This window comes from Acinetobacter sp. ABJ_C5_2 (genome assembly GCF_044538485.1).
Lineage (GTDB): Bacteria > Pseudomonadota > Gammaproteobacteria > Pseudomonadales > Moraxellaceae > Acinetobacter > Acinetobacter nosocomialis_A.
The window spans coordinates 1-16,219 of sequence record NZ_JBIUCS010000009.1 but is presented as its reverse complement, the minus strand read 5'-3'; the positions used below and the strand labels follow the sequence as shown (position 1 = coordinate 16,219).

Annotated in this window: 14 protein-coding genes, 1 other RNA gene and 2 pseudogenes; 13 read left to right on the top strand and 4 right to left on the bottom strand. The window is 39.8% G+C overall.

Features of this window, described 5'->3' with window-relative positions; translation table 11 throughout:
• Entirely contained in the window at positions 1-1,269 is a 1,269-nt protein-coding gene (locus ACH8JV_RS10660) for an exonuclease SbcCD subunit D (protein ID WP_396521167.1), read from the bottom strand.
• Between the two features lie 163 nt (positions 1,270-1,432).
• Between ACH8JV_RS10660 and ACH8JV_RS10655 the strand changes: the two genes are divergently transcribed.
• Entirely contained in the window at positions 1,433-1,906 is a 474-nt protein-coding gene (locus ACH8JV_RS10655; RefSeq protein ID WP_396521165.1) for an OsmC family protein, read from the top strand.
• Between the two features lie 74 nt (positions 1,907-1,980).
• Here the strand turns inward: ACH8JV_RS10655 and ACH8JV_RS10650 are convergent, their stop codons facing one another.
• The gene (locus ACH8JV_RS10650) at positions 1,981-2,358 is read right to left on the bottom strand and encodes a VOC family protein (RefSeq protein ID WP_198071538.1); all 378 of its coding nucleotides are present in this window, start codon (positions 2,356-2,358) and stop codon (positions 1,981-1,983) included.
• 374 nt (positions 2,359-2,732) lie between these two features.
• On the opposite strand from ACH8JV_RS10650, the gene ACH8JV_RS10645 reads away from it, so the two are divergent.
• Complete coding sequence (locus ACH8JV_RS10645; RefSeq protein WP_107972257.1) at positions 2,733-3,185, top strand: ABZJ_00895 family protein; 453 nt, start codon at positions 2,733-2,735, stop codon at positions 3,183-3,185.
• An 83-nt stretch (positions 3,186-3,268) separates the two neighbouring features.
• Positions 3,269-4,174 carry a TIGR01777 family oxidoreductase gene (locus ACH8JV_RS10640; protein WP_396521163.1) on the top strand — a complete coding sequence of 302 codons (906 nt, stop codon included), beginning with the start codon at positions 3,269-3,271 and terminating at the stop codon, positions 4,172-4,174.
• Here ACH8JV_RS10640 and ACH8JV_RS10635 read toward each other — a convergent pair.
• Both ACH8JV_RS10635 and hemB read right to left on the bottom strand, forming a co-directional pair.
• Complete coding sequence (locus tag ACH8JV_RS10635; protein WP_396521161.1) at positions 4,166-5,281, bottom strand: NAD(P)/FAD-dependent oxidoreductase; 1,116 nt, start codon at positions 5,279-5,281, stop codon at positions 4,166-4,168. The two genes, ACH8JV_RS10640 and ACH8JV_RS10635, sit on opposite strands and share 9 nt — an antisense overlap.
• A gap of 25 nt (positions 5,282-5,306) precedes the next feature.
• Positions 5,307-6,320 (bottom strand): porphobilinogen synthase, encoded by a 1,014-nt coding sequence (gene hemB / locus ACH8JV_RS10630; RefSeq protein ID WP_000222569.1) that lies wholly within the window; start codon positions 6,318-6,320, stop codon positions 5,307-5,309.
• A 142-nt stretch (positions 6,321-6,462) separates the two neighbouring features.
• Between hemB and ACH8JV_RS10625 the strand changes: the two genes are divergently transcribed.
• The 10 genes and pseudogenes from ACH8JV_RS10625 (at position 6,463) to ACH8JV_RS10580 (ending at position 16,107) form a co-directional block, all read left to right on the top strand.
• Positions 6,463-6,960: a thioesterase family protein gene (locus ACH8JV_RS10625; RefSeq protein ID WP_396521236.1), complete on the top strand. Its 498-nt coding sequence runs from the start codon at positions 6,463-6,465 to the stop codon at positions 6,958-6,960.
• A 267-nt stretch (positions 6,961-7,227) separates the two neighbouring features.
• Positions 7,228-8,379, top strand: a complete 1,152-nt coding sequence (locus tag ACH8JV_RS10620; protein ID WP_280043984.1) for an EmrA/EmrK family multidrug efflux transporter periplasmic adaptor subunit — start codon at positions 7,228-7,230, stop codon at positions 8,377-8,379.
• Positions 8,380-8,385: 6 nt separating this feature from the next.
• Positions 8,386-9,909 (top strand): DHA2 family efflux MFS transporter permease subunit, encoded by a 1,524-nt coding sequence (locus ACH8JV_RS10615; protein WP_396521159.1) that lies wholly within the window; start codon positions 8,386-8,388, stop codon positions 9,907-9,909.
• 303 nt (positions 9,910-10,212) lie between these two features.
• Positions 10,213-12,195, top strand: coding sequence for a gamma-glutamyltransferase (ggt, locus tag ACH8JV_RS10610; RefSeq protein ID WP_396521157.1), 1,983 nt, complete (start codon positions 10,213-10,215; stop codon positions 12,193-12,195).
• Positions 12,196-12,355: 160 nt separating this feature from the next.
• Positions 12,356-12,715, top strand: a transfer-messenger RNA (tmRNA) gene (gene ssrA, locus ACH8JV_RS10605).
• A gap of 332 nt (positions 12,716-13,047) precedes the next feature.
• Positions 13,048-13,475, top strand: a pseudogene (locus ACH8JV_RS10600) (PAAR domain-containing protein).
• Between the two features lie 17 nt (positions 13,476-13,492).
• Positions 13,493-14,027 (top strand): annotated as a pseudogene (locus ACH8JV_RS10595) (PAAR domain-containing protein).
• Positions 14,028-14,647: 620 nt separating this feature from the next.
• Complete coding sequence (locus tag ACH8JV_RS10590) at positions 14,648-15,106, top strand: hypothetical protein (protein WP_396521155.1); 459 nt, start codon at positions 14,648-14,650, stop codon at positions 15,104-15,106.
• A 49-nt stretch (positions 15,107-15,155) separates the two neighbouring features.
• Positions 15,156-15,638, top strand: a complete 483-nt coding sequence (locus ACH8JV_RS10585; protein WP_396521153.1) for an NF045616 family extracytoplasmic (lipo)protein — start codon at positions 15,156-15,158, stop codon at positions 15,636-15,638.
• Positions 15,639-15,663: 25 nt separating this feature from the next.
• Entirely contained in the window at positions 15,664-16,107 is a 444-nt protein-coding gene (locus tag ACH8JV_RS10580; protein WP_396521151.1) for a hypothetical protein, read from the top strand.
• Positions 16,108-16,219 lie beyond the last annotated feature (112 nt).

The window sequence follows — 16,219 nt, the reverse complement described above, 5'->3', positions numbered from 1 at the left end:
TTAAGGGGTTGCATCATTTTCAAGATTTTTTTGTGCTTCTTGTACCAGACTCAGAAAATCTTTTAAGACCGCATCATCGGCGCTGTAACCTTGTTTTTCCCAAATATTCTGAAAGAGTTTTTCTGGTGTTGGTGGTTCAAGAGCGATTTGCTGAGTGGTATTTGAATCGGTAGAGTCTTTGTTTACATATTGACGTGAAATACGAACTAAACGGTAGCGGTCAGGCGGTAGAGCCGCTTCAAACTGCTGACGTACATTCGGCTGTGGTGGCGTTAAACTATAATATTCAATATCGACATATTCACGGTGGTCAATATTCTCAATTACGCCGTTTGGCAATGCTTTGAGTTGTTGCAAGACTTCATTTAATTCACCACGAATACGGTGTAATTGTACGCAACGTGGAATTTCTACAGCTTCAAATTGCAAACGGTTGTCTGTCTCTTGAGCTGGGTCAATTTTGACTTCAACCACTTGGTGTTTATAGTTAATTTCACTAAAAGAAAGCGGAATTGGCGAGCCACTATAACGAATGTGCGGCTGACCCACTTTTTGTGGTTTATGTAGATGCCCTAAAGCCACGTAGTCAACAGCATCTTCAAACAACGTCGTTGAAAGTGCCTCTTCATTACCAATAATAATTGGACGTTCAGAGTCAGATGTTTCTCCACCTTGCATGTGGGCATGCGACATTAAAATAAGGGCTTGGTCTGGTGTTTTGCGACGTTTGGCTTCTGCAATGAGTTGCTGGTGCAAATAGGCAATCGCATTTTTACTGTTAGTGGTATGTTCATTAAAGCCCGTAATTTCGGCCGAGCGTAAAAAAGGCAAGGCAAGGCACCACGCTACAATATCTTGATTTTGATTATAAATAGGTAAAAGTAGTCGATCGAGGTCTAGGGTTTTGTCTTCATTCCAGCGAACCACGCCCACGGTTTTTGCGTTGTATTTTTCTAATAGTGGCTCGACCTGTTCAATACGGTAGCCTGAGTCATGGTTACCCGCAATCATGAGTGTTTGCATGTGTGGTGCAATACGGTGTGCATCTGCTAAAAATTGGTAGAGTTGTTTTTGTGCTTGAGAACCTGGGTTAATGACATCAAAAATATCGCCAGCAATGAGCAGAGCATGTGGTTGTTTTTCTTGAATTTGAGTGAGTAACCAGCTTAAAAATTGTTGGTGTTCGTAGTGGCGTGAATGATTATAAAAAAACTGCCCCAAATGCCAGTCAGAAGTATGTAGAAAATGTACGGACATAGAAACAGACATCAAGCCAAAATAAACACAGATACGTTAGCATAAATTGGCAGGAGATTTTATCAAGACATTTTAAAGTGCTCGTTATTTAAGCCAGCAATGAAATCTGAATTATTTTGTCTCCTTAAGCTCTGCTTTGTTACTATCGACTTAAACCATGAACTTTGAGAAAAAAATGACCATTCATAAATATGAAGTAAAAATACAGTGGGAAGGCAATACGGGTACAGGTACTTCATCTTATCGTTCATATAAACGCGATTTTAGTATTCAACATCCTCAAAAAGTTACTATTCAAGGTTCATCAGACCCTGCTTATTTGGGCGATGTGACCAGATGGAATCCAGAAGATTTATTGGTGGCTTCTGCTTCAGCTTGTCATAAGCTTTGGTATTTACACCTGTGTGCAGTCAATCATATTCATGTGTTGAGTTATGTCGATCATGCACTTGGCTTTATGGAAGATGTAGATCCAGTTAAACGCGGTCACTTTACCCAAATTATTTTAAGGCCCGAGGTTGTTTTAGAAAAAGGTGCTGACCCAGAGCTTGCTGCAAAATTGCATGAAGAAGCGCATCATGAATGCATGATTGCCAATTCGGTAAATTTTCCAATTACATGTGAAGCCACTTTTAGCTTTGCTGAATAATTAATATGAAATAGCCACCGATAAAAAGGCGGTGGCTATACATTAAAAATAAATAGAGCCGTTAAATAAGATCTTTAAGCTGCATTTTCATCGACTTGAAAAATACCAAAAACGTTGTGGTCTAAATCGACAAAATAGCCATGCCAAGCGCGGCCTGGAATAGCGAATTTATCCATTGCGACAATACCGCCTTGCGCTAAAATTTTTGCAGCTACCTCATCGAAGTTTTCCACCTGAACCGAACAGGTGAATGCATTGGTGCCATATTCCATTGGCGGCGTTTGGGCTGGGCGTTTTAATAGTCCACCCATAATTGAAGGCGTTTCAATACGATAATATTCAATCGGTAAGTTTTTATCGAGTTTAAATTGCCAGCCAAACACAGCTTGATAAAACTGCGCATCGCGGGCAGGGTTTGAAGACTGGATTTCAAAGTAGGCAATGTTGTTCATATTATTTAAAACATATTTTTATGATGTAAAAAGTATAGGCATGGCTTTCATGGCTATGAAATAACGATTGTGTATGTTGAGCGTAAAATGAAAGTGCTAGAAAATAAAAACCGACGATTCGAGTGATGAGAGAATCGTCGGTCAAAGACTTCATCAAGGGTTTGGCTGCTAACAAAACCTAATCCGAAGGAAGAAAGAGTCGTAATGAAAGGTCACCGAAACAATTTTGCGGATGCCGTGCAAAGGAAGTATTCGGTTGCTGCGACCTTGTTACCCTATATAACGTCGAGAGATCAGGATTGGTTGACAGAAAAATGAAAAAAAATCGAAAAAAATTTATAATTATTTTTTGAACCCATAAATTAGGCAAAAATATGACCAAATTACGTTCTTACTTTCTCTGGTTTTTTGCTATATGCATCGTACTTACCTTAATAGTCGGTGTAGTTGCAGCACTATTGCCAGCGAGTGTAGGTGGTATTTTAACAGCCGTTCCATATTTAGGTGCAATGATTTTTGTCTTGTTTAGATTTTTAAAGAAAGAACGCCGTGCGCCGACTGTACCAGAAAAAAAGAAATTTACTTTAGGCTTTACCCTCATCTTTTGGGGTTATAACTTGTGTGGTGTTTTGTTTGGTCTGTTTTTATTTTCAAGACAAGACCCAGAGATTTTGCAAAACTTTATGCTTTACCTCAAGCAGCCTCAGTTCTTAAGTATTATGGTGATTATGATTTTAATGTTGGCTATTCCACTTTACTTAATTACTTACTGGTTCTATGGCAAACAGGCACAGCGAATGGCAGACAAAATGTTGAATGTGCAATAGAACACTACAAAAACAGCTAAGATTAGATCTAAATGATCCTTATATAATGAAATAAAACTGCTGTCCTCGGTTTTGGAGGAAATATGAATAAGAATGTATTAATCACTGGTGCCAGTGGTTTTATCGGAACGCATTTAATTAAGTTCCTATTACAAAAAAATTATAATGTGATTGCTGTGACACGGCAGGCTGGAAAGGAATCTGACCATCCTGCCTTACAGTGGGTACAAAAGTTTGAAGATATTACGACACGTCAAATTGACTATGTAGTGAATTTGGCTGGTGCAAATATTGGTGAGAAACGCTGGACTGAGTCACGTAAAAAACAACTCATTGAAAGCCGTGTAAATACGACCCGAAAATTGTATGCGTGGCTCAAGCAATCTGAAATTTTTCCAGAAGTGATTGTTTCTGGTTCAGCAATTGGTTATTACGGCATAGATGCTCAAGAAAAGTGGACAGAGGTGTGCACTGAACAAAGCTCACCACAGCCTATTTTTATGTCCAAGCTTTGCCAAGAGTGGGAACGCGTAGCTTTAGCAGATCCTCAGCAAAATACTAAAATTATTCGTTTAGGTGTAGTGTTCGGGCAGGGTGGTGGTATTTTGCCTAAAATGTTATTTCCGATTCGACTCAATTTAGTCGGTCAAATTGGTCATGGTCGTCAGCCTGTGGTTTGGGTACACATTGAAGACGTATTAAGCGCCATCGAGTTTATATTTAAGCATCCTCAATCTGCCCAAATTCACAATGTCGTGGCGCCAGAAAATGTGACTCAAAAGGTATTTGTTGAACAAGCTGCTGCGGTACTCAATAAGAAACCACTGTTGTCAGGGCCGAGCACAGTTTTTCGCTGTTTGCTAGGAGAGCAGTCGCAATTGATCTTAAATGGGCAATACGTTAAACCCGCAGCCCTGCAAGCAGAAGGATTTGAGTTTGCTTATCCTCAGTTAAAAATGGCTTTAGAGAATATACTCGCCTCAGGCTAAGATTTTATTTTGCAAACGCTCTGGCGAATATGCTTTGGCATCCACTAATGTCGGTTGCCCTAGCATAAGCTGACGAAGCAATTGTGCAGAACCTGCGCCCATACACAAACCATTTCTAAAGTGCCCAAAGTTTGCCCACAGGTTGTCCATTTCAGGCATTTTACCAATGTATGGAACACCGTTTGGTGAACTTGGTCTGAGGCCTGCCCAGCGCTGTACAATCGGAAAATCGACCAGTTCAGGTACCATTTCTAAACATGCTTCTAAAATATTGTGCTGAGTCGTTTCGTCGGTAGAAGTGTCAAAGCCACGATGTGCCATGCTAGACCCGCACACAATATGCCCGTCCATACGTGGAATCAAATACATGACTCGATTCATACACATGGTCGGTAGCCAGTGAGCAGGGGTTTTAAATAGCAGCATTTGACCTTGAACAGGTTCGACTGGAATGTCGAGTTGCAATTGAGAGTTCCAGTAATTGCTCCAAGCGCCCGAAGTTATTACAAAATGATCTGCTGTATGTTTGCGACCATCTTCGGTTTGTAGCGCCTGTATCACATCACCTTGTTGAATCAGTTTTTTAACAGCAGCGTGTTCAAAAAACTCAACATTTGGATGTTGTTTTAAATAGCTAATGAGGGACTGTAATACGCGAGGGTTACGAATATTAGACAGTTCGGGGAAATAAATTGCTTCTTGGAACTGACCGGAAATATGTGGATTTACTTGCTCTAAGGCATCTCTTTGTAAATATTCACAGCGCTGCATCGGTTCTTGATGCTGCTCGGCGTAGGACAAACCAACGTCAAAATCTTCTTCATCAAAAATCAGCATGCCTGTGTCATGAATTTCAAAATCAATCCCTGTAACAGGGTAGAGCTTTTGGTTCCATGCTTGATAAGAGGCTTTGCCAAATTGGGCAAGTTGGTTCACTGCATGCACATAGCGCCACGGGTACATCGGAGAGAGAATGCCTCCGCCAGCCCAAGAGGCTGCTTGTCCCGCTTGTTGTTGATCAAAAATGCTGACTTTACAACCTTGTTCAACCAACTCCAGCGCAGACATTAATCCACTTATGCCCGCGCCAATGATTGCAATATGCATGCAGTGTTATCCTTTCTCTGCGAACTTAGTTCATTTCCTTGAGTTTTTCAGCAGCGGTTTCTGCAAAGTAAGTCCAGATCCCGTCTGCACCAGCACGGCGGCAGCACATGAGCGATTCTAAAATCACTGAGTCTGATAACCAGCCATTTTGAATTGCGCCAGCTAACATTGCGTATTCGCCACTCACTTGGTAAATGAATGTCGGAATACCAAAGGTATCTTTCACTTCACGTACCACATCCAGATATGGCATGCCCGGTTTTACAATCACCATGTCAGCGCCTTCTTGAATATCAAGCGCGATTTCATGTAACGCTTCGGCACGGTTGGCAAAGTCCATCTGGTAGTTATATTTATTACCACCTTTTAGGTTGGATGCAGAGCCAACAGCATCACGGAACGGACCATAGAAGCTAGACGCATATTTCGCAGAGTAGGCCATGATGTTGGTATAGATGTGACCATTGGCTTCTAAAGCTTGACGAATTGCGCCAATACGGCCATCCATCATGTCACTTGGTGCAATTACTTCGGCACCTGCTTCAGCGTGACTCAATGCTTGTTTAATCAAGCATTCTACAGTCTCGTCATTAAGCACATAGCCAGTTTCATCAATAATGCCGTCTTGACCATGAGTCGTGTATGGGTCGAGTGCACCATCGGTGATTAATACCATTTCTGGTAATTCTTTTTTAAGCAAACGACAAGTGGTTTGAACTAAACCATCTTCACGCCATGCAGCTTCTGCGGTGAGGCTTTTATCTTCTTGAGGTGTTACAGGGAAAAGAGCCAGTTTTGATACGCCCAATTCCAGAAGTCTTTCAGCTTTTTTCAGTAATAAATCTGCCGACAAACGCTGAATGTTTGGCATACTTGGAATATCTTGGGTTTGATTTTGTCCCGGTAATACAAATACTGGATAAATCAAGTGATTGGTAGTGAGCTGTGTTTCGCTGACCATCGCACGCAACTGGTCATTTTTACGGATACGGCGCATGCGAGTAGCTGGAAATGCAGGACGATTGAACGTATAAGTCATAACAATCTCGATGTTCGGTATTACACTAGGATAGGTTGGCGGATATTCCATTACTGTCAACCGACTGCTGTATTGTAGCCCCATAATGCTGTATTTGTACAAAATTATGGGTGTTTATCATGCTTTTAAATTTAGGCAACGTATGAGTGATGAAAAGAAAAATTGGACGGGGAACATACAATTAGGTGTAAAAACTGACCTAAATGTGGTGCTCAGCCAATTATGTAAGGCGTTTAATAGCTCTCCTTTTTTTAAGCATAGTGGAATGATTATGCGTGTGGTAGATGGGCACATTGAAGGCTATATCGAGATGCAACCTAACCTGATTGGTAATCTGGCATTTCAGATTTTGCATGGCGGCGTTGCTGCAACTTTGCTCGATAGTATTGGTGGAATTGTGGCAATGGAACATCTCTATCGCCGTTCAACACCTGAAACTCTGCCTGAGACTATTAAGCAAGTATCGCGATTGGCAACCGTCGACATGCGTGTAGATTATTTAGCGCCGGGACGCGGTAAGTATTTTATTGCACGTGCGGAAGTGTTACGTTTAGGTCGTAAGGGCTGCACTATGCGTATGACGATGGTCAATGATGAAGATAAAGCCATCGCTGCGGGTATCGCTTCATATGCCTATTAGGCGATGAATTGAACTATTTAAAAGCGCCATGTGCGCTTTTTTTAGTGCTTGAAAAGCTGGAATTTTCATAAAAATCTTGAGATAAACATTAATTTAATTAGAACGAACGCATGAGTTATATTTTTTTATTCTCATATCATGAGGTTTTAGCGTTAAAATTGACTGCTTTGACAATGCGATATGTCTTGTTCATAGAATAATAAAAACTCTATAACAAGGTGTAGTGCGAGATTGATGGCAAAGCCAACTCATCTTTAGGAACATACCATGACTGATGCACAAAGCAATGTACAAGAAACAGTGCCAACAACATCTGCCTCGGATGACAACAACCAAAACAAGCGCAAAAAATTTCTTGGTTTTTTTGCGCTGATTTTATTGATCGCCGCTATTTTATATGCAATTTGGGCATTATTTTTAAATCACTCGGTGAGTACAGATAATGCTTATGTCGGTGCAGAAACCGCGCAAATTACCTCAATGGTGAGCGGTCAGGTCGCTCAGGTTTTGGTAAATGATACTCAAACAGTACATCGGGGTGATGTGCTGGTTCGTATTGATGACCGTGATGCCAAAATTGCATTGGCACAAGCCGAGGCTGAACTTGCCAAAGCAAAACGCCAATACAAACAGACTGCGGCAAACAGTAGTTCATTAAATTCTCAAGTTGTGGTTCGTGCTGACGAAATTAACAGTGCCAAAGCACAAGTTGCACAAGCACAGGCCGACTACGACAAAGCTACTTTAGAGTTAAACCGCCGTGCGCAGCTTGCTGCCTCTGGTGCGGTGTCTAAAGAAGAACTCACTAAAGCGCAAAGTGCGGTTGAAACAGCTAAAGCAGGGCTAGAGCTTGCCAAAGCTGGTTTAGCGCAAGCGTCTTCGAGCCGTAAAGCTGCTGAAAGTACTTTAGCTGCAAACGAAGCCTTAATTCAGGGTGTAAGCGAAACATCGACTCCGGATGTACAAGTTGCACAAGCCCATGTAGAACAAGCTCAGCTTGACTTAGAACGTACGGTCATTCGTGCCCCAGTCGATGGTGTAATTACCCGTCGTAATATTCAAGTTGGACAACGCGTTGCACCGGGTGCCAGCATGATGATGATTGTGCCGCTGAACGAGTTATATGTAGACGCGAACTTTAAAGAAAGTCAGTTGAAAAAAGTCCGCCCAGGTCAACCAGTGACACTGACTTCAGATTTATATGGCGATGACGTTGAATACCACGGCAAAGTGGTGGGCTTCTCTGGTGGTACAGGCTCTGCCTTTGCCTTAATTCCGGCTCAAAATGCAACAGGTAACTGGATTAAAGTGGTTCAACGCTTACCAGTTCGTATTGCACTTGACCCGAAAGAACTTGCTGAACACCCACTGCGTGTTGGCTTGTCGATGGAAGCAAAAGTCGACTTATCTGCGAAGTAAACGCTTATGAAAACGCAAACACCTTTTGCCGAGTTAAGCGGTGGCCGTTTACTACTGGCAGCGTTTGTTATTGCCTTGTCGAACTTTATGGTCGTACTTGATACGACCATTGCCAACGTCTCTGTACCGCACATTACCGGTAACCTTGCTGTTTCAAGTACGCAAGGGACATGGGTCGTTACTTCATATGCAGTTGCAGAAGCGATTTGTGTACCCTTAACGGGTTGGCTAGCAGGCCGCTTTGGAACGGTGCGGGTCTTTATCTTTGGTTTAATTGGCTTTACGGTCTTTTCTTTCCTGTGCGGTTTAGCAACATCGTTAGAAATGTTGGTATTTTTCCGTATTGGGCAGGGTCTTTGTGGTGGTCCACTTATGCCACTTAGCCAAACTTTGCTTATGCGTATTTTCCCTCAAGAAAAGCATGCGCAAGCAATGGGCCTATGGGCAATGACCACAGTCGTCGGGCCAATTTTAGGACCAATTTTAGGTGGTCTAATTAGTGACAACCTGTCTTGGCACTGGATCTTCTTTATTAACTTACCGGTTGGTATTGTCTGCGTATTAGCAGCAATGCGCTTATTAAGAGTAGCCGAAACAGAAACCATTTCTTTAAGAATCGACACTGTTGGTTTAGGCCTGTTAATTCTGTGGATTGGTGCATTACAGCTTATGCTCGACTTAGGGCACGAACGCGACTGGTTTAATAGCACGAGCATTGTCGTTTTAGCTTTAACTGCTGCCATTGGCTTTGTGGTGTTCCTGATATGGGAGCTGACCGACAAACACCCCGTGGTGGATGTCAAAGTCTTTAGGCATAGGGGCTTTGCCATTTCGGTACTGGCCTTATCGCTTGGCTTTGGCGCATTCTTTGGCAGTATTGTACTGATTCCGCAGTGGCTGCAAATGAACCTTTCCTATACCGCGACGTGGGCCGGGTATTTAACTGCAACGATGGGCTTTGGTAGTTTGACCATGTCACCGATTGTGGCAAAACTTTCGACCAAACATGACCCGCGTGCGCTGGCGAGCTTTGGTTTAATTTTGCTGGGTATAGTGACTTTAATGCGGGCATTCTGGACTACAGATGCCGACTTTATGGCACTGGCTTGGCCGCAAATTTTGCAAGGTTTTGCTGTACCATTCTTCTTTATTCCACTGTCGAACATTGCCCTCGGTTCGGTACTCCAGCAAGAAATTGCATCTGCTGCGGGCCTCATGAACTTCTTAAGAACCATGGCAGGGGCGATTGGTGCTTCAATTGCAGTGACTGTGTGGGATGACCACGCCAAAGTTGCTCGTAGTGAAATTGTGTCAAACCTGAACCCAACTGAAGTTCAAAACAATCTTTTGCAAAATGGTTTTACAGCTGACTCGACGCTTGGAATTATTTCAAACCTTGTCGATAAAGAAGCCATTACCATGTCGGCAAACCATGTGTTTTTGCTGTTTGCGATCGTGTTTGTCTTTGCGGGGCTGGTCATTTGGCTATGTCCAAAACCCAAACAGGTCAGCGGAATGCCTTCTCACTAAACATCAAAAAGCATCTCTTCGGAGGTGCTTTTTTTAGGCCTGCTAAAAAATGAGTGGGTTTATAAATAGCAGATTTTGTCTACATTTAAAGAAATAAAGCATGCCAGAACTGGGTAAATCAGTTATAAAAGAGTGTGATAACAAACAAGGAGACATCACACAGAGCACAAAATAAACACCCTTAATCATTTAATATTATTAAAACTTTATTTTTATCAAAGATTAAAAAACTGAAGACCTGAAAACAAAGAAGCTTGCATGGCAATTGCATGGATAGGCAGGCGTATATATTGGAGTTATCACGTGAATAAAAGATATTCATTTTTGTTCAGTAGTTTATTAGCAGTCGGTTTATTACAAGGATGTGGAGATGATTCTTCAGATCAGCCCAAGGATGATTCAAATACAACTCCACCCAATTTAATTGTTGATAATGATCCGACCAGTTGTAGCAAACTGGCACAAGATGGTTCAAACGTGGTGGTCGGTTCAAACCAAAATGGTGACCCCGCCGCGCCAGAGGGTGCATCGGGTTACAAGCTTGGTAACACGGTTAAATACGCAGATAAATATATGGTGGTGGCAAACACACCACTTGCGGTAAAAGCTGGATGTGATGTTTTAAGAGCAGGCGGTAGCGCAGTCGATGCAGCCGTTGCAGTACAAGCAGTACTTGGTTTAGTCGAGCCACAGTCGAGTACCATTGCCGGTAGTGGTTTTATGATGTATTACGATGCCAAAACCAAGAAAGTCACGGCTTATGATGGCCGCGAAACCGCACCAGCCGCAGCCAACGAATTTTATTTAATTCGCCAAGATATATATGACCCAAATTCACCAGCGCCTGTACCAAGTGCGCGCCGTAGCGGTCGCTCGATTGGTGTGCCGGGTGTGATGCGTTTACTGGAACAAGCGCAACAAGAGCATGGCAAACTCAAGTGGAACCAACTTTTTGGTGAAGCGATTGGTTTGGCTGACAACGGTTTCCGTATACCGGGACGGTTGGCAGATGCGATTACAAGTAATGCAAGCAGCTTAGCGCTCGATGCAAATGCAATGGCAACCTATTTCTACCCAGATGGATCACCGCGTAAAGTCGGCGAGACCATGACCAATAAAGCCTATGCCAGAACACTTGAAGCACTCGCTTCACAGGGAGCAAATGCATTACACACTGGGCCGATTGCGCAAGCCATTGTGGCAAAAGCAGGGCAAACCGTGGGTGATGACCCAGCACGGACTCCAATTACCCCAAGTTTGATGACCTTGCAGGATTTATCGAACTATCAGGTGAAAAAACGCGCCCCGATTTGTACGACGTACCGTAACCGTTACTATGTTTGTACTATGCCACCTCCATCTTCTGGAGGGATTGCGGTTGCGCAAACACTGGGTATTTTAGAAAACTTTGATATGTCGCTGTATCCACCTAAAAACCCTGAAAATGAAGGTGGTGTGCCTGATGTCATGGGCGTACATTTAGTGTCTGAAGCAGAGCGTTTGGCCTACGCTGACCGTGACAAATATGTCGCAGATACTGACTTTGTCGCTTTACCAGCGCAGGGTATTGCAAGCTTTATTGATAAAAACTACCTGAAACAACGTGCAGCACTGATTAACCCGAACCAAAGTATGGGCGTAGCACCAGCAGGTAATTTCAACCCAGCTTCGGGTGTCGACACCACTGTTGAACACGGAACAACTCAGTTCACGATTGTAGATGCCTATGGCAATGTGGTTTCAATGACATCGACTGTTGAATCAAGCATGGGTTCATTCCACATGGTGGATGGTTTCTTGCTGTCGAACCAGTTAACTGACTTTAGCGCCAACCCCCTAGACAGCACGGGAGCACTGGTTGCTAACCGTGTGGAAGGTGGCAAACGCCCAAGAAGTACCATGGCGCCAACTTTAGTGTTTAAAGGCACGACGCCAGATGAGTTTTATATGGCAACAGGTTCACCAGGTGGCGGTACCATCATTCAATATGTGGTTAAAACTTTGGTGGGTGCATTGGACTGGAACTTAAACGCTCAGCAGGCGACTTCGCTTGTTAACTTTGGTGCGACCAATAGCAAAAACACCAATGTGGATAGCTCGAATGTGCAGCTTTCTTTGCTTGATTTGATTGAAGGTTTAAAAGCAAAAGGGCATGGCGTTTCCAACTCTGCGCAAACCAGCGGTATTTCAACGATTATGAAAGTAAATATTAATAATCAGAGTAAATACGCAGGAGGGGTAGACCCACGCCGTGAAGGTATTGTGTTAGGCAATGGTGCTTTATAGACCAAACTTTAAAAAAAGCTGTCATTTTTGGCAGCTTTTTTATGTGGCCCTTGAAAAAAACAAAAGGCTCTCCATTATGTAAATATGTTCATCAGTAGCAGACTGTTGATAAATTGCACAGCATTTTATTTTAGTTATGCTATGATGTTCAGACATTCATGGGGATGTTATTGGCTTCGACGCCGGTGATGAAACTCATAGATGCATGCCGAGAGCGCATTTTCTCTCGTAAATAAAATTTGCATTTTAATAGTCGCAAACGACGAAACTTACGCTCTAGCTGCCTAAGGGCAGTTTGTCCGCTTCCTAGAATACTTGTGGTTTAGGAACCCGACCGTAGCGCACGCACACAAGTCCGTATAGAGTCAAGCCTCGGGGCTTTATACCAAACTTAGAGGATCGCAACTTGTACCCTGTTCGTCGGGTCACTTGGTGTTAAAACAATAGACGATATCTAAGCATGTAGTATTCTCGAGCGTAATGCTGGCGGACGCGGGTTCAACTCCCGCCATCTCCACCAAATACTAAAATTTATATAACTCAGTATGACGTTATATAAGACTAAAAGCCTTAACTATCAATAGTTAGGGCTTTTTTTATGAAGTTATATTAAAAAATAAATTTATTATAGTTAATATTAAACGGCACATTAGATGACTGATATAATGGAGCTATGGGCATTTTTATTCGTTAATAAGAGTGATTAAATTAAAGAGTTATTACTCTATAATTCTCATATATTGTATAATACTAATGTTTTAAAATATCAAAATTTATTATTTACCTATAAGTTATTTTTTAGTTTAAGTAAGTTTTGATATTATTATGTTAGAAATGATAGCAGGAATCATAATGACAAGTCCCATTTTTTACAAGACCTACCTATTGAACAATTAGAAAAGCTTTCAGAAAATGATATTCAACAAATTTCTAATGCTGAACAACTCTATTGGGATAATAAACCTCATACTATTTACCATGTTGCTGTACATGGCGCTAAATCCAAGAATGGTGGTTTAGTTAATGCATCATCTAGCAGTTCGAAAATTAAAGAATTATCTATTGCCCGTGTTGGAGATGAAGTTATTTATGCAGATGGTACAACCTCTAAGATTATTTCTGGTGCGGGTACAGCATGTGTTGTTGAAGGCTTACCAGTAGCATTAGTAGGTAGTCGCTTAGAAAATGGTGATGAAATTATTGATAGTCCTAATACCTCAGTCGCTATCAGAATTTACAAAGATCAACCAAAGCCTAGAAACTTTTTGAGTCATGACTAATTTTTAAGGAGTAAATCATGGCTAAAGGTTTTGTAATTCACAATGCTATTACTGATCATGGTGGAGTTATTCCATCTATGCAAGCGCGAAGCTCTCAAATGGGCAATTTATTTGTTAGGGCTGGTGACGGTCATATGTGTCCTAAATGCAGGTGCTGGTCTGTAGTTATTAAAAGTCATGACCATGTGATTTTTGAAGGTAAGCCAGTGGCATATGCAGGTGATAAGCTATCGTGTGGAGCAACTACAATCACAATAGTCTCATGTTGTAGGGGATAGTGGTAGCCCCTATTCTGGCAAGGATAACCAAAAAGACTCATCTATTAATAAAAAATTTGATGAGCAAGTTCAAATAGAAATCAATAATAGTTTTTCTGAGCTTTTTGTAGGATTAGGCTATAGTCTTAAAGTTGGCGAAAAGGTCATTGAGGGAACATTAGATTCTAATGGAAAAACAGAAAGATTTGAAACTCAGAATGCTACACAGGTTTCTGAATTTGAAATCTTTTTTAAAGACAAAATTAAATATTTTTCAGATTTAGATGGAGAATAGTAAAATAGGATTTAGTATTCTTGAAAATAATTACTAACAATAAGAAAGATAGTTTACTTAAATTGAAGTTAAGAACTAGAACTTTAACAGCAGGGGAAATTGAGTTATGTCAATTAGTCTATAAAAATACAATAGATTATTCTAAAGTTACATTTATAGACGGTAGTTTTTTCCATTTGATTTACAGAATGAAGATACTTTTGTGACTCCAAATGGACATATTTTCATTCCAACCAAACATTTTTTATTGAATTATAGTAAGGAAGATATAAGTTATAAATATTTATTTATGAAATGCGTCATGTTTGGCAACATCAAAGAAAGAATAGAGTATTTATAAGTGCAGGAATAGCACAGGCATGTACAGTTTTTAAGGACCCATATAAATAATATATAATGCCGACACTGTGGTTGACTATGTCAGATATAAGAGTAATAAGAAATTTGTAAATCACAACCTAGAATTGCAAGTAGAAACTTTTGCAGATTACTGAGCATTAAAAACAAATAACTTACAGGCTATTAATAGAAAAAACTTAATTAATATAGATAGAAATAATTTACAAGCTACAATAGCTATATATGAAGCAAAAGTAAGAGAAGTAATTAAGTAGATCGATATGAAAAAGAAAGAAATTGTTGGATACACCTTAATAGCATTATTTTTACTTTTAATTATTTTTATGCTTAATAAAAATAAGAATGAAGAATTTGAAATAAGCTTGATAAATGATAGCTTGGTTATCAATTTTTCAAATAAAATCTTTGTTAAAAAATATGCAATTAAAGATTTTGAAAAAGATAATTTTTCAAACCCAAATGGACCAACAGAGTATAGAAAAGTATTAGAAAACTCATACTACAAAGAAGTTGATCATATAAAAATAGAAAATATTTCAAAATATAATATTACACCAGATCATGCTTATTTTTATGTTATGATTCAAGAAAATGATCATGATTTAAATGCTAGACTAAAATCTCTAGGTTTTTGTATAAAAGAAAATACTGTACTATTACAAAATAGTAGAGAGGAGGATTCAGGTTTTATAGAAAAATGCCATGCAAAAGATAAATAAAATTTTAACCCCGATAGCAATTAACTATTATCAACAAGATAAAAATTGAATGAAATTATTTTATATCCTACTTTTTATTAGTAGCACTGCTAGTGCTTCTCCCTATGCTATCCTAAATGTAAAAATTAAAGACAATGATGTGTGTGTGTTTACAAAAGGAGGCTATGACAAAGCATATGAGAATCAGACCTTAATTTATATGGGTAAAGTAGATGGAATTAATGCCTTTCATTCTTCATATTCAAAAACTTATTTGAATCTTAAAATGCCTATTATTGAAGAGAACTGTATTAAAATTAAGGCATCTGAATTTAAAGAACCTTTTCCGTATGATGTTATCCTTGAAACAGACCAATCATATACGCAAAGAATTTGCGTAAATAGGACTGCTGAAGGAAAAACTGTATTATTAGATGCTAAAGCAGACTTAGAGAAAGGTATATATTGTGGTACTAACCAATATGATTACTCTAGCAATAGTCTTTGGACTATGTTAAAAAATCTCTATTATTGGTTAGTTAGCTTGTTTTAGAGTTTTAAAATTTAAAGTATTTTATATGAAATTATTTAATACATTCCTTATTTTATTTATCCCTTTTCTAGTTGTTGGGTGTGCAAGCCATAACAGTGTAAGAACTGATATTGTTATTTATAAAAATGAAGAAAATCTTCATTTCTCATTTCCAAAAGATAAAGATGTGCTGGTTTATCATTATGAAATTAACGATTATGAAAACTATGAGTCAGATGGTTTAACTTTTAAACGATTATATGTTTCTAAAGAAATTAACGAAGAAATGAAAGAAATTATTTTAGAGAACTACAAATCAAAAAAAATTGTAGTAAATCATGCTTATTATATGTTACTAGGTGAACAGGGGTTAAATAAAACTGGTGTTGGATTCACTACAGTAGGTTTTTGTTTACATAAAGAGAAAATTCTTACTAAACAACAAGATGAAAATACTTTTGCATTTATCCAGAAATGCCATGATTTATGAAAGTAAAAATCGATCTATATAAGTTCTAGAGTCAAAAACAATATGGTTGAGGTTAAATGAAAATTGTTTTCTAAAAAATTATTATATTTACTGATTTTTATTAGTAGTACAG

Excerpts from the sequence above, each read along its gene's own strand:
- ACH8JV_RS10660 (WP_396521167.1), bottom strand. The coding sequence starts at position 1,269 with ATGTCTGTTTCTATGTCCGTACATTTTCTACATACTTCTGACTGGCAT.
- ACH8JV_RS10580 (WP_396521151.1), top strand. The coding sequence starts at position 15,664 with ATGAAATTATTTAATACATTCCTTATTTTATTTATCCCTTTTCTAGTT.
- ACH8JV_RS10585 (WP_396521153.1), top strand. The coding sequence starts at position 15,156 with ATGAAATTATTTTATATCCTACTTTTTATTAGTAGCACTGCTAGTGCT.
- ACH8JV_RS10650 (WP_198071538.1), bottom strand. The coding sequence starts at position 2,358 with ATGAACAACATTGCCTACTTTGAAATCCAGTCTTCAAACCCTGCCCGC.
- ACH8JV_RS10590 (WP_396521155.1), top strand. The coding sequence starts at position 14,648 with ATGAAAAAGAAAGAAATTGTTGGATACACCTTAATAGCATTATTTTTA.
- ACH8JV_RS10635 (WP_396521161.1), bottom strand. The coding sequence starts at position 5,281 with ATGCATATTGCAATCATTGGCGCGGGCATAAGTGGATTAATGTCTGCG.
- ACH8JV_RS10655 (WP_396521165.1), top strand. The coding sequence starts at position 1,433 with ATGACCATTCATAAATATGAAGTAAAAATACAGTGGGAAGGCAATACG.
- ACH8JV_RS10645 (WP_107972257.1), top strand. The coding sequence starts at position 2,733 with ATGACCAAATTACGTTCTTACTTTCTCTGGTTTTTTGCTATATGCATC.
- hemB (WP_000222569.1), bottom strand. The coding sequence starts at position 6,320 with ATGACTTATACGTTCAATCGTCCTGCATTTCCAGCTACTCGCATGCGC.
- ACH8JV_RS10615 (WP_396521159.1), top strand. The coding sequence starts at position 8,386 with ATGAAAACGCAAACACCTTTTGCCGAGTTAAGCGGTGGCCGTTTACTA.
- ACH8JV_RS10625 (WP_396521236.1), top strand. The coding sequence starts at position 6,463 with ATGAGTGATGAAAAGAAAAATTGGACGGGGAACATACAATTAGGTGTA.
- ACH8JV_RS10640 (WP_396521163.1), top strand. The coding sequence starts at position 3,269 with ATGAATAAGAATGTATTAATCACTGGTGCCAGTGGTTTTATCGGAACG.
- ACH8JV_RS10620 (WP_280043984.1), top strand. The coding sequence starts at position 7,228 with ATGACTGATGCACAAAGCAATGTACAAGAAACAGTGCCAACAACATCT.